The organism is Neptuniibacter sp. PT8_73 (assembly GCF_047778045.1).
Lineage (GTDB): Bacteria > Pseudomonadota > Gammaproteobacteria > Pseudomonadales > Balneatricaceae > Neptuniibacter.
The window spans coordinates 944,140-957,494 of sequence record NZ_CP180545.1 but is presented as its reverse complement, the minus strand read 5'-3'; the positions used below and the strand labels follow the sequence as shown (position 1 = coordinate 957,494).

The following is a 13,355-nucleotide window of genomic DNA, read 5'->3' as shown; positions in this document are numbered from 1 at the left end:
ATTCATCGCTTTCAAAGATAACGTATAAAGATCAGGCTCGCTGTTTTTACAGTGAACAAGCAGATATGGCTATGATACAGGATTTCATAATAAGGGAGGATTTAATTTACTCTGGCCCTAGATATTCCTAAGGCAGCTCCCTTACTAGCTCCTCAACAATTTTGACTATTTCCGCTTCAATTTCATCAGCGCCAGATAAATGGGCCATTTCGGATAACGTAACGTAGGTGCTGAGTAGAATTACATGAAGGAGGTATGACACTTCCGAATCTGGGATATTTGGCTCAATGTACCCACTATTACCCAGCTGACCTAGAGGGTTTTGCGACCCACCATGAATATAGCTGTTCAATATGCCCTTTATTTTTAACTTTTCACTGGCTAAAAGGTCAATTATCGAATTCTTGCCAGCGATTAGTTCGTGGAGGTTTCTTGTTTTTGGCCACTCATCCGCCATAGCTTGGCTAATTTCATTTTCAGAAGCGACTCGACTTAACCAATACGCACGGAATACATATTCTAACAATGAACGAAACAAAATATTGGAAGAGACAAAATTCCTCTTGTGAATAAGCAGCTGCATAGCATCACAAATATTGAGCGTAGAATAAAACATAGCTCCTTTAAATTGCGTAGCAGCATTGCCGTCAATACTAATACTTTCTGCAATACCCCATGCTTTCTCTATGAACTCTCGGGTCTCAAATACAATCTTCATTTCTTACCATTTAAAATTTGTATATACAGGATCCATATATTATTCGCATTAGGCTTCCATCAATCTATTTAACCTTCAAACTATTGCCTCATGGCACAAAAGCAATATCAGTTAAAAGCTAAATCAGCATAACTTTAAGATCTGCAAAGAGATACTGCATAAAATCGCATACTGCTTAAACTTGCTGCTAACTGTCTTTCAGATATAGTTAGCATGCTTATTTACTGACCTAGGCTTTTACTCTATGAAAAAAGTGCTGTTTTCCCTGATGTTTTTCTATGCGGCGTCTGTTTCCGCTGATGATACTGAGCTGTTTTATTTCGAAGCAGAATGGTGTGGGCCATGCAAAAGGGTTGCGCCGGTTTTACAGACCCATAATAAAGAAAACCCACAAATGCCAGTTCAGTTTGTTGATGTGGATAATTCACCAGAGATAGCAGAACAGCATAAAGTAAGAGGTATCCCGGTCCTTCATATCTACACCGCTGGTAAGCATTGTGAAGTTGTAGGTGCGCCTGATCTGGTTAATAAACCGGTACAGCAGCTTATCAAAGAGTGCCTAAAGTAAGTTATTCAGCCTGATCCAACTTCCACCTACAAAAAAAGCAGCCACAAGGCTGCTTTTTTAATGGCTTGCTCTAAAAGCTGTAATCAACTGCTTCGCTGTCTAACCGCTTCAAACAAGCAGATACCTGTAGCAACGGAAACGTTTAGGCTACTCACTTCACCCGCCATTGGGATTTTTACTAGCTGGTCGCAATGCTCACGTGTTAGGCGACGCATACCTTGGCCTTCTGCACCCATAATCAGCGCCATTGGACCGGTTAGGTTAGCTTGGTAAACATTTAGATCGGTTTCACCTGCTGTGCCTGTGGTCCAGATACCACGCTCTTGCAGACTTTTAAGGGTACGAGCAAGGTTAGTTACCAGAATGTAAGGTATCGCTTCTGCTGCGCCACAAGCGACCTTAGCAGCGGTTGCATTGAGTGGTGCAGATTTGTCTTTAGGCGCGATGACTGCCTGTACACCGGCTGCATCAGCAGTACGCAGACAAGCACCTAGGTTATGCGGATCAGTTACACCATCGAGCACCAATAAGAACGGTGGTACATCAAGGTTATCCAGCAGTTGATCTAGGAACTTTTCGTTATGTGTTTGGATCGGTTTACACAGCGCGACGACACCCTGGTGGGAACCACCATCGGCGAGCTCTTCCAGATCGCGTTTAGTCACTTGTTCACATTGGATCTTCAGACCCATAGCCGCTTCGTACAAACGCTGCATGCGGTCATCATGACGACCTTTAGCAATCAGAATTTTCTGGATACGTTGTGCATCACGCTTAAGTGCTGTATTTACGGCGTGAATGCCGAAAAGGTATTCGTATTTCATCTTAGCGTTCCCCTACCCAGTCGCCTGCTTGCTCACGTACCAGTGTAGCCAAAAGCTCGATAAAGCTATCTTGAGCATTCAACGCTGGAATATACTCATAAGACTCACCACCGGCTTCCATAAACACTTCTTGGTTTTCGATAGCGATCTCTTCTAGCGTTTCCAGACAATCAGCTGAAAACGCAGGACAAGCGATCTGCAGAGACTTAACACCTTTCTCTGGCAAAGATTCCAATGTTTTATCTGTGTAAGGCTGCATCCACTCCTTAGGCCCAAAGCGGGATTGGAAGGTCGTCATCCATTCGGTATCAGCAAGACCTAGTTTAGCCGCCAACAGCTCAGAGGTTTCATGACACTGTTTTGGATAAGGGTCACCCTTATCAAAATACTCTTTTGGAATGCCATGATAGGAAAGGATCAACTTATCCGGTGTACCGTGCTCTGTACGGAAATTTTGTACCTGATCCGCCAAAGCAGCAATATACTCTGGATGGCTGTAATAGGAGTTCACAATACGAATATCCAGAACTTCACGCTGTTTAAGCTGGAACTTTGCTACCTGATCATAGATAGGGGCAGTCGTGGTTGCTGAATACTGCGGGTACATAGGTACCAATAGAATTTTGTGGTAACCGCTCTCTTGTAACTTTTGCAAACGAGGAGTCAGACCCGGCTTGCCATAAGTCATCGCCGAGAATACATCGGGTGCATGCTCACCGTGTTTTTGCTGAAGCAAAAGATGCAGGCCAGCCACCTGTTTGTCCAGGATCTTACGCATTGGAGAATCGTCTTCCCAAATGCTGGCATACGCTTTAGCCACTTTACCCGGGCGAACATTAAGAATGATGCCGTTCAATACAGATAACCAGAATAAGCGTTTAACACACTTACCTTCGACTACACGTTGGTCAGATAAAAACTCTTTTAGGTAACGACGAACAGCGCCTTTTTCAGCTTTGTCAGGAGTACCTAAGTTAACTAATACAACGGCGGTTTTATCTGTGTGGCTCATTCAGCATCTTTCCTTTTATGTAAGGGGGAGATTATCTCGGATGTGCGACTAAAATCCTATAGTTAGCGCTGATTATAGGCATAAAAAAACCGCACCCGGTGGGGTACGGTTTTTTAAATCTTTTAGATCAATGCTAATTAAGCATTTTCCAAGCCAGCGAATACGCCGTCACGGATATCTTCTACAGAACCAACGCCTGCTACGTAAACGTAAGAAGGTGCAGCAGCTGCGTCTTCTTCAGCCCAGCCTTTGTAGTAAGTGATCAGTGGAGCAGTCTGGTCATGGTAAACTTTCAGACGGTCACGAACAGTGTCTTCTGCATCGTCAGCACGCTGAACTAGGTCTTCACCAGTTACGTCGTCTTTACCTTCAACCTTAGGCTGGTTGAAAATAACGTGGTAAGTACGGCCAGAACCTGGGTGTACACGACGACCAGCCATACGCTTAACGATCTCTTCGTCAGCAACATCAATTTCAACTACTGCATCGATGTTAACGCCAGCATCTTTTAGAGCATCAGCTTGTGGAATAGTGCGTGGGAAACCGTCGAATAGGAAACCGTTTGCACAATCAGATTCAGCGATACGCTCTTTAACTAGACCGATGATGATGTCATCAGAAACAAGCTGGCCTGCGTCCATAACTTCTTTGGCTTTCACGCCCAGAGGGGTACCCGCTTTTACCGCAGCACGTAGCATGTCGCCAGTAGAGATCTGAGGAATGCCATACTTCTCAGTGATGTATTGTGCCTGAGTACCTTTACCTGCGCCTGGTGCGCCCAGAAGGATAATACGCATACAGGAAACTCCTAACTAGTAAGTTTAAAATTTTAAAGTTGTCGCCATCCGATCTATGTTGATCGAATAAGCAGAAATCTGTCATAAAAAAATGCTAATGCCGGACGATACCATGACCTTAAAAGCGAACAATTCGACATTAGGACTACCAATACAGGACTTATGGAACCAAGGTATAAGTCCGTTAGTTTGATAGGTAATCATAGTCAAAGCGGCCCCATCTCCAGCAAACTTATTGAAAGTTCGGGAGTTTCAACAGCGGCTTTGAATTAAAAATCTGTGTAAGAGACTACGTTATCAAGTCACTGCAGCACAAGTAATTTATTGCTGCACCGCAGTAACTTAGATCATAAAAACAGCGAAAATCGCTGAAAAATCAGCTTATCCAGTATTTCGCATACCGGCGGAAATACCCGCCATAGTTACCATTAGCGCTTGTTCTAAGCGTTCATTTGGCTGGTTACGATCTCGATGAAGCAATTCTGCCTGCAAGAAATGCAGCGGATCAATATACGGGTTTCGCACATCGATCGACTGGCGAATCACAGGGCTAGCATCCAATAAGCCATCTTGCTCTTTAATCTGATTGATCAGACCAACAATATCACCAAGACGCTGGCGTAAACTTGAGCCCAATACACCTAGCTCGTCAGAAACCAGCTGCTCATCGTAGTATGCCGAGATGTTACGATCACTCTTCGCTAATACCATCTCAAGCATATCGATGGTCGATCTAAAGAACGGCCATTTCTGATACATCTCTTTAACCAGCGACTGACTGCTCTCATTCAGCGCTTCTTGCAATGCTTTATCACTACCCAACCACGCTGGCAGCATTAAGCGAATCTGCGTCCACGCGAAGATCCATGGAATTGCACGTAGACTCTCTACCCCACCATCCTGTCGGCGTTTGGCTGGGCGCGATCCCAAAGGAAGTTTCGCTAGTTCTTGTTCAGGCGTAGCCGCACGGAAATACGGCACAAACATCGAGTTTTCCCGAACAATGGCACGGTACTCGGTTAAGCCGCGTTTAGCCATGGCTTCCATCTGCTCACGCCACGCTTGCTCTGGCCCAGGAGCCGGACTAAGCGTTGCTTCCAATACGGCGCCTGTGCACAACTCTAAGTTACGAATCGCCAAATCAGGCATACCGTACTTAAAGCGGATCATCTCACCCTGCTCGGTTAAGCGCAGACTATGATCTACAGAGCCCGGAGGCTGCGCCAAAATTGCTGTATGACTTGGACCGCCACCACGGCCCACTGTACCACCACGACCGTGGAACAAGGTTAAGTGAACACCATGATCTTTACATAGCTGAGTTAGCCCTTCCTGTGCCTTAAACTGACCCCAAGCCGCAGCCAATTGGCCTGCATCTTTGGAGGAATCGGAATAACCGATCATCACCTCTTGATGGCCTTGAGTGTAGGCTTTGTACCAATCAACACTTAACAACGCATCGATACAATCACGAGCATTTTCAAGATCATTCAGGGTTTCAAACAGCGGTGCAACTCGCATGTTATGGCTGATACCCATCTCACGTAGAAGCAAGATAACGGCTAATACATCGGAAGGATGGCTGGCCATAGAGATTACATACGAGCCTAATGCGCTCTTATCGGCTGTCGCGACTACCTGACAAGTATCTAGAACTTCCTGCACCTCATCTGATGGCACCCACTCATTTGGAAATAGCGGTCGCTTGCTTTGTAGCTCTTTCAACAAGAAGCTTTGACGCCCCTCTTCTGTCCAGCCACTGTATGAACCTAGGCCATAAAACTGTGATAGTTCTTCAAATACTTGCGCATGACGATCAGAGCTCTGACGAATATCCAACTTCACTAAGGTTAGGCCGAAGCAAGCAATACGACGGATAATATCTTCCAGAGCATTCTCTGCAATGATACCCATACCGCACTCTTGCAAAGAGCGATAGCACAGCATCAACGGTTCTAGTAGCTCTTCCTCGTGGACATAAACGTCGTAATCGCCATCAACGTCACCTTTCAGCTGACGTGCAACCCAGTTCTTTGTACCCTGCAAACGGCTTCGTACTTCACCCAGTAACTTGCGATAAGGTTCTGCACAGTCACCAACACGGGCCATCAGTTCTTTGCTAGCCTGATACATTGATAGTTCGGCACGCAAAGCATCGACATCTTTCAGATAAAGATCAGCGGCCATCCAACGGGAAAGCAATAGCACCTCTTCGGTAACTTTGGCCGTAACGTTCGGGTTACCGTCACGGTCTCCACCCATCCAAGAGGCGAAACGAATTGGCGAGCTATCGAGCGGCAAACGCTCACCCAGTGTCTCATTTAATTGAGCATCTACACGGCGCAAGAATTTAGGCACCGCAGTCCAAAGGGAGTTTTCAATTACCGCAAAGCCCCATTTCGCCTCATCGACAGGTGTTGGGCGTTGCTTACGAATCTCATCGGTATGCCAAATCTGTCGGATCAATTCATCCAAACGAACTTGTGCTTCCTCATCACCTCTGTCTAAGCGACGTAGGCAGTCAGCAATATCATCGTATTTTTGGATTAAGGTACGGCGGTTTACTTCAGTAGGATGCGCCGTAAGCACAAGATCGATCTGGGTGTCACACAAAGAATCAGCAATCTGTTTAGGCGTAAAACCTTTCTGACGCAGTTGAGCAAACAGAGTACAGAGAGAATCGGGAGTACAAACATCGGTGACTTCAAGGTAACGACGTACCCGGTGGTGCTCTTCGGCAATATTGGCGAGATTTAAAAACTGAGTAAACGCACGGGCAACCGGTAATACTTCATCTTCGCCCAGTTCACGTAGCGCTTTGAGTAGCTCTTCGTGCTCAGGGTTTTCTTCCGTACGTCCCTCTTTCGCTAACTGACGTACCACTTCAATCTTATCAAACAGTTCATCACCAAGGTGTGCTTTTATGGTTTCACCAAGGCTAGAGCCGAGCATTCGAACATCATCGCGTAAAGCTTCGTGCAGATTGGTCATATATCCCTCCTGACGCAAAAATTCGCATACCGATGGAGTCGGTTTTCTTCGATGCTAACCCATTAAAAAGAAGAAAAACACAGTAAATTCAGTTAATTATTTAAGGAATAGCGCACTAAAACAGGGCTATAAGAGAGGTATGAAAGGAGGAGTAAAGTGCTTTAACTGCATGCTAAAAGCCTGCTACGAACTTTTTAAAGAAGCTACAGACCTTTAGCTTTGGCTTGATCCCAAAAGGCGTCTAATTCGTCTAAAGAGAAAGCATCCCAGTCACGATCAGATGCAAGCACTTGGTCTTCAACGAAGCTAAAACGACGTTCAAACTTTTGGTTAGTTCCACGAACAGCATGTTCAGGGTTTACGCCAAGGTGCCGCGCTAGATTAACCTGAGCAAATAGCATATCGCCCATCTCATCAGCTACCGCAGCTTTATCACCGGACTTAATGGCTTCGCGAAGCTCTGCTAACTCCTCTTCCATCTTATCCAAAACAGCTTCGGTTTCGTTCCAATCGAAACCCACTTGCGCAGCGCGCTTTTGCAATTTCGCAGCACGAGAAAGTGCAGGCAGAGCACGCGGCACATCGTCTAAGACACGGCTAATGCCTTTAGCTTCTTTAGCATCGCGCTCTTGCTGTTTGATCGCTTCCCAGTTGCGCTTAATCTCCTCTTCCGAGATCGGATTATCTGCACAATTGGAGTGCAAGGTACCGTCTGGAAAAACATGAGGATGGCGACGAACTAACTTCTCGATCAGGTTGTTTACGACTGTGGAAAAGTCGAATCGCTGATCTTCAGAACCCAACTGGGTATAAAAGATCACTTGGAACAGTAGATCACCTAACTCGTCGTTTAGATGTTCCCAGTCTTCACTTTCAATGGCATCTGCAACCTCATAAGCCTCTTCCAAGGTATGCGGCACAATAGTGGCGTAAGTTTGCTTAAGATCCCAAGGACAACCGGTTTCAGGATCACGCAAACGCGACATCAGATAGATAAGATCATCAATTGTGTACTGAGCCATAACGCAAAAACCTACATCCAGCTGATTAGTTGGTGCCACCACGTTGACGGTGAACTTCCATTACGTTTGGCACCTGATTGATCTTATCCATGATACGACCCAAAAGATCCAGACTGGAGATCTCGGTAGTCAGAGTTAGACGTGCAATATTATCGCGTTTATCTGACAGAGTATTCGCAGCAATAATGTTTAGATCTTCTTCTGCCATCAACAACATAACGTCACGCAGAAGACCAGAACGGTCGAACGCTTCGATATAAATATCCACAGGATAAGTTGTCTGGCCTGTTTCACCCCAATCAACTTCGATCACCCTTTCAGGCTCACGCTCTTGCAACTGAATCATGTTGATACAGTCTTCACGATGAACAGAAACACCGCGGCCTTGAGTGATATAACCGGCAATAGGATCGCCCAATACAGGCTTACAACAACTCGCCATCGTAGTAAGCAGGTTGCCGACACCGCGAATACGGATTCCTTCAGGTTGACCCGACTCACCTGCGCTTTGTGCTGGTAGCGCAAGATCAAGCTGCTCTTCCTCTTCACGCAGTACCTGTTTCTGAGCGGCATTGATGATCTGAGACAAACGTAGATCACCTGCACCCAGAGCGGCATACATATCTTCTGTATTCTTGTAATTAACCTGTTCAACGATCTGATTAATATCTAGCTCGTCCAGATCAATTGCCAAACGCTTAAACTCTTTTGCAACGATAGAGCGGCCGGCATCGGCATTCTGCTCTTTCGCCTGGAACTTGAACCAGTGTGCAACTTTGGCACGCGCGCGTGGCGTAGTTACAAAGCCAAGGTTGATGTTTAACCAGTCACGACGAGGACGCTCTTCGTTACCCGTCATGATTTCGACCTGATCTCCGGTCTGTAAACGACGGTTTAACGGAACGATACGACCATTAATTTTGGCACCGCGGCAACGGTGGCCGATTTCGGTGTGAACGCGGTAGGCAAAATCAACCGGCGTCGCACCTTTAGGCATGTCGATAACATGACCATCTGGGGTAAAGATGTAGAGTCGATCTTGAACAACATCGCCACGCAGCATGTCGCCAAACTCTTCGCTTTCGCCCAAGTCATCGTGCCATTCAAGTACCTGACGCAACCATGCGATCTTATCTTCGTAGGCATCACTGCTTTGCTTAGTGTCTGTGCCTTTATATAGGTGATGGGCACATACACCTAGCTCCGCCTCTTCGTGCATATCAAAGGTACGGATCTGAATCTCTAGTACTTTGCCTTCTGGACCAAATACGGCGGTATGCAGGGAGCGATAGCCGTTCGGTTTTGGTGATGCGATGTAGTCATCAAATTCATGCGGAATATTGCGCCATAAACTGTGCACAATACCGAGTACCGCATAGCAATCTCGGCTTTGCGGCACCAAAATACGTACAGCACGAACATCGTAAACTTGGCTAAATTCGATATTCTTACGCTGCATTTTGCGCCAAATACTGTAGATGTGTTTAGCACGACCGCTAACTTCACCATCAATATTGACGTTTTCTAGCTCGCTTTCTAAACGTAGAACTACCTTATCGATATAGTCCTGACGGTTTAAGCGTTTCTCATCCAGAAGCTTGGCAATGTGTTTATAGTCATTAGGCTTTAGATAACGGAAGGAAAGGTCTTCCAACTCCCATTTGATATGACCGATACCAAGACGGTGAGCAAGCGGCGCGTAGATATCGAATACTTCTCGCGCCACAAGATAACGTTTGCGGCGACTGCCGTCTTTTACACCTCGAATAGCGCAAGTACGCTCAGCAATTTTGATCAGCGCCACACGCACATCATCAATCATCGCCACCAGCATCTTACGGACATTGTCCATCTGAGTAGTTTCACTACCCAATACGCTTTCATCGATTCGAGGATTTTTACGGCTACCGATAGCAGCCATTTGGAGAACGCCCATGATCAATTGGGCGATGCCTTTATCGAACTGTTTACGAACACGTTCGATAGGCAGTTTACGTTCACGTACTGCGCGATAAAGAATAGCGGCAACGAGGGAATCTTGATCCTGATGCAAATCCGCAAGAATCTGCGCCATTTCTAGGCCTGTGCGGTAGCTGTTATGGCTATTTTCAGCCCAGACATCTTCTGATTCTTCGCTGTTATCCTGCGCTTGTTTTGCCATTTCACAAGCACGGCGAATAACATCGATATCTTCAATGTCTGTAAGATCCTGAAGGTGCTCCAACCAAACATCTAGATCTACAGATCCATCGTCTAGAATAGGCTGGTCTTGACGTACCTTAACCATGTTCTACTACTGCTCCCAGAAATTAACCCTACCGTTCACCGGCTATTTTTATTATTTTTATCTGCACTTAATATATGGGCTAGAAGTGATTAATCAACTTCTGCTCTCTACTCATGCGGCGCATATTCTATTCCTTCAGAAGCCAAAGCGCGAATTTCTTAAGTATTAATGCCCACTAATATTTTATGCCAAGCACAAAAAAAGCCCCATTGGGGCTTTTCTATATTGCAAAAAACGTTTTGCGATCCAAACTTAACCGTTAAACACACCGGTAGAAAGGTAACGGTCGCCACGGTCGCAGATAATACACACAATCACCGCGTTCTCAACTTGCTCTGCTAAACGCAATGCACCAGCAACAGCACCACCGGAAGAGACGCCACAGAATATCCCTTCTTTCTGCGCCAATTCACGCATAGTGTCTTCAGCTTCTTGCTGACCAATATCCAAAACTTTATCTACACGGCTTTCATCAAAGATCTTAGGTAGATATTCCTGCGGCCAGCGACGGATACCAGGAATCTGTGCACCTTCGCTTGGCTGCAAACCGACAATCTGAACATCCGCGCTTTGTTCTTTAAGGAAACGAGACGTTCCCATGATGGTACCGGTAGTGCCCATAGAACTAACAAAGTGAGTCACTTTACCTTGAGTCTGCTCCCAAATTTCAGGCCCCGTACCCTGATAATGCGCTTCCGGGTTATCAAGGTTAGAGAACTGATCAAGTACGATGCCTTCACCGCGCTCTTGCATCGCCAATGCTAGATCACGCGCACCTTCCATGCCCTCTTCTTTTGTGACAGGGATAAGCTCTGCGCCATAAGCCGTCATCGAAGCTTTACGCTCTTCGCTGCTGTTATCAGGCATGATCAACTTCATCTTATAACCTTTGATTGCAGCAGCCATGGCTAAGGCAATACCTGTGTTACCTGATGTTGCTTCGATCAAAGTATCACCCGGCTTAATCTGACCACGATCTTCCGCACGCTGAATCATACTAAGCGCAGGACGATCCTTAACTGAGCCTGCAGGGTTATTGCCTTCCAGCTTACATAGAATCACATTGCCGTTGCCCTGACCTATACGCTGTAGACGCACAAGTGGGGTCTTACCGACATAGTCTTCAATTGTTGGAAACTGCACGCTCATAGAATTTTTTCACCGTTATAAGATACGAATAATAAGTTATAAAAAACTGTTTTTTATAGCCTATATAAAGGACACAAAAGTTTACCGAGGGTTCCCTAAAAGCACAAGAAATCTACTCTTCACCAACAAGCATAGCCCAGCGCAATTTCGTTCAATAAATTGGTTTTAAGCACTGTCATAGTAAGCCAATAATTTACGTTAGAAGGTTTCCTATGTTTGCACTCACCCTATCTATGGCTGTATTTGCCCTTGTCGGTGCGATTACCCCCGGCCCTGTGAATATCATCGCAACCAGTTCCGCTGCGGTTTATGGTTTTTTACGTACCCTGCCCCATGTACTCGGGGCGACTATCTCTTACACATTGATTGTTTTACTTGCAGGTGCAGGTACGCATCAGCTGTTTCAAAACAATCCACAGCTATTAGTTATCCTTAAATATCTGGGCAGCGCCTTTCTTATCTATATGGCGTACAAAATTGCTACGGCAGCCGGTGAGTCCAATAACCAAGAACAGAGCTCAACACCGCCCACTTTTATGCAAGGCGCACTCAGCCAAGGGCTCAATCCTAAAGCCTGGTTAGTCTCGATCTCAGGTGTGAGTGTATTTGTACTAAACCAGTCCGAGCCTCAACTATATTTAGGTGTGTTTGGCGCAATCTCTTTTGCGGCGTGCCTGATTGGCGTTGGAACTTGGGCTGTCGCTGGGCATCTGATTAAAGATTATCTAGCGCAACCCAAACAGCAAAAGCTATTTAACCGCATTATGGGCATAATGCTATTTCTAACGATTGCACCTATCTGGATAAATTAGCGCCTGAGCTAGCCGATGAAAAAGACCAGCAAACCCAACACACAAAAGCCCGCCGAGTTTTTTGCTCGCTGTGCTTCGCTGCCTTTTATTGAAATGCGCTCAGCTCATCGCTCGGCAGCTTGCTACCAGACTCACTCCCATGATGAGTTTTCTTTCGGCGTGATCGATACCGGTAGCGCCAAATACCACAACCTGAAACAAGCAAACCAGATCCATCAAGGCACCACGGTGACGATTAACCCGGGCGATGCGCACTCCTGCAACCCTGATGCCGGAGAATGGTCTTATCGAATGCTGTTTATCGATACCGATTGGATTGGCGAGTTACAGAGCGAGTTATTCAACAGCAACAACCAGGATTACCTAGCGTTTAGCCAAGTCCTGCAAAGTAACCCTAGCTTATTTACGCAATTCGATAGCCTATTTAAGCAGCTCAGTGAGAGCGACAATAAACTCGCTGCTGAAACTCTATTGATTGAATATCTTAAAGTGCTTTTCGGTAAAGACCTTAATACCAAAACTGATCAAAAGGCGCTGGATAACTTCCATATCCACAGAGTAAAAGAATTGATTATGGATCAGCTCGATTCACCTTGGTCTCTCGATGATTTTTGCGCCGAAACCGGACTAAGCCGCTACCACTTGATCCGCAGTTTTAAACAACAATACGGCCAAGCCCCGCATGCCTATCAACTTAATCAACGGATCAATAGAGCAAAGCAACTGCTGCAACAAGGGAATGGTTTAGCGGAAACAGCACTGGAATTGGGTTTTTCCGATCAAAGCCATTTTCAAAGGCATTTCAAGAAACGTGTAGCGGTAACGCCAAAGAGCTATCAGTCGTTTTTTGTGGGAAATGAATAATAGAATTGATGGAGCTATACGCTTTGTTATTACACCCTACAAACTGATCGAGCTTGTAGTTTTTCAAAATACCTCACTCTAGATACAAAGCTCTTTTAGAGTCTGACTGGACATTTAATGTCACATAACGGCTCAGCCAACATAACAAGATTACTTGTCGAAGAAAACCAACCGAGTTATCCCATCGCTTGTCCACAAACGACAATTTTTACCAAATGGAAAACATCCCCACCTTCTGTGGATAACTCAGTGAATAGTTTTTGGGTAGATCGCTGAAAGGCACTAGTTACGTTGAATTCAGCAAATAGTTT

The 13,355-nt window shown here is 45.7% G+C and carries 11 protein-coding genes; 3 read left to right on the top strand and 8 right to left on the bottom strand.

The features are described 5' to 3' along the window. Positions 1–127: 127 nt before the first annotated feature. Positions 128–718 carry a DUF6988 family protein gene (locus ACMXYN_RS04230; protein WP_415893632.1) on the bottom strand — a complete coding sequence of 197 codons (591 nt, stop codon included), beginning with the start codon at positions 716–718 and terminating at the stop codon, positions 128–130. 244 nt (positions 719–962) lie between these two features. Between ACMXYN_RS04230 and ACMXYN_RS04225 the strand changes: the two genes are divergently transcribed. Next, positions 963–1,286: a thioredoxin domain-containing protein gene (locus ACMXYN_RS04225; RefSeq protein WP_415893631.1), complete on the top strand. Its 324-nt coding sequence runs from the start codon at positions 963–965 to the stop codon at positions 1,284–1,286. A gap of 83 nt (positions 1,287–1,369) precedes the next feature. Here ACMXYN_RS04225 and rlmB read toward each other — a convergent pair whose 3' ends face one another. From rlmB to cysM, 7 genes are all read right to left on the bottom strand, one after another. After that, positions 1,370–2,110 carry a 23S rRNA (guanosine(2251)-2'-O)-methyltransferase RlmB gene (gene rlmB, locus ACMXYN_RS04220; protein ID WP_415890491.1) on the bottom strand — a complete coding sequence of 247 codons (741 nt, stop codon included), beginning with the start codon at positions 2,108–2,110 and terminating at the stop codon, positions 1,370–1,372. Between the two features lies 1 nt (position 2,111). After that, entirely contained in the window at positions 2,112–3,122 is a 1,011-nt protein-coding gene (gene hemH / locus ACMXYN_RS04215; protein WP_415893630.1) for a ferrochelatase, read from the bottom strand. 137 nt (positions 3,123–3,259) lie between these two features. Next, positions 3,260–3,919, bottom strand: coding sequence for an adenylate kinase (adk, locus tag ACMXYN_RS04210; protein ID WP_415883710.1), 660 nt, complete (start codon positions 3,917–3,919; stop codon positions 3,260–3,262). Positions 3,920–4,300: 381 nt separating this feature from the next. Next, positions 4,301–6,910 carry a phosphoenolpyruvate carboxylase gene (gene ppc, locus ACMXYN_RS04205; protein WP_415893629.1) on the bottom strand — a complete coding sequence of 870 codons (2,610 nt, stop codon included), beginning with the start codon at positions 6,908–6,910 and terminating at the stop codon, positions 4,301–4,303. A 203-nt stretch (positions 6,911–7,113) separates the two neighbouring features. Further along, positions 7,114–7,932: a nucleoside triphosphate pyrophosphohydrolase gene (gene mazG / locus ACMXYN_RS04200; RefSeq protein WP_415893628.1), complete on the bottom strand. Its 819-nt coding sequence runs from the start codon at positions 7,930–7,932 to the stop codon at positions 7,114–7,116. A 25-nt stretch (positions 7,933–7,957) separates the two neighbouring features. Further along, positions 7,958–10,219 (bottom strand): GTP diphosphokinase, encoded by a 2,262-nt coding sequence (gene relA, locus ACMXYN_RS04195; RefSeq protein ID WP_415893627.1) that lies wholly within the window; start codon positions 10,217–10,219, stop codon positions 7,958–7,960. 252 nt (positions 10,220–10,471) lie between these two features. After that, a complete protein-coding gene (gene cysM / locus ACMXYN_RS04190; RefSeq protein WP_415883706.1) occupies positions 10,472–11,368 on the bottom strand; it encodes a cysteine synthase CysM in 897 nt (298 codons plus the stop codon). A 212-nt stretch (positions 11,369–11,580) separates the two neighbouring features. Here cysM and ACMXYN_RS04185 point away from each other — a divergent pair, with 212 nt between their 5' ends. After that, a complete protein-coding gene (locus ACMXYN_RS04185) occupies positions 11,581–12,180 on the top strand; it encodes a LysE family translocator (RefSeq protein WP_415893626.1) in 600 nt (199 codons plus the stop codon). Positions 12,181–12,195: 15 nt separating this feature from the next. Then, the gene (locus ACMXYN_RS04180; RefSeq protein WP_415893625.1) at positions 12,196–13,044 is read left to right on the top strand and encodes an AraC family transcriptional regulator; all 849 of its coding nucleotides are present in this window, start codon (positions 12,196–12,198) and stop codon (positions 13,042–13,044) included. Positions 13,045–13,355 lie beyond the last annotated feature (311 nt).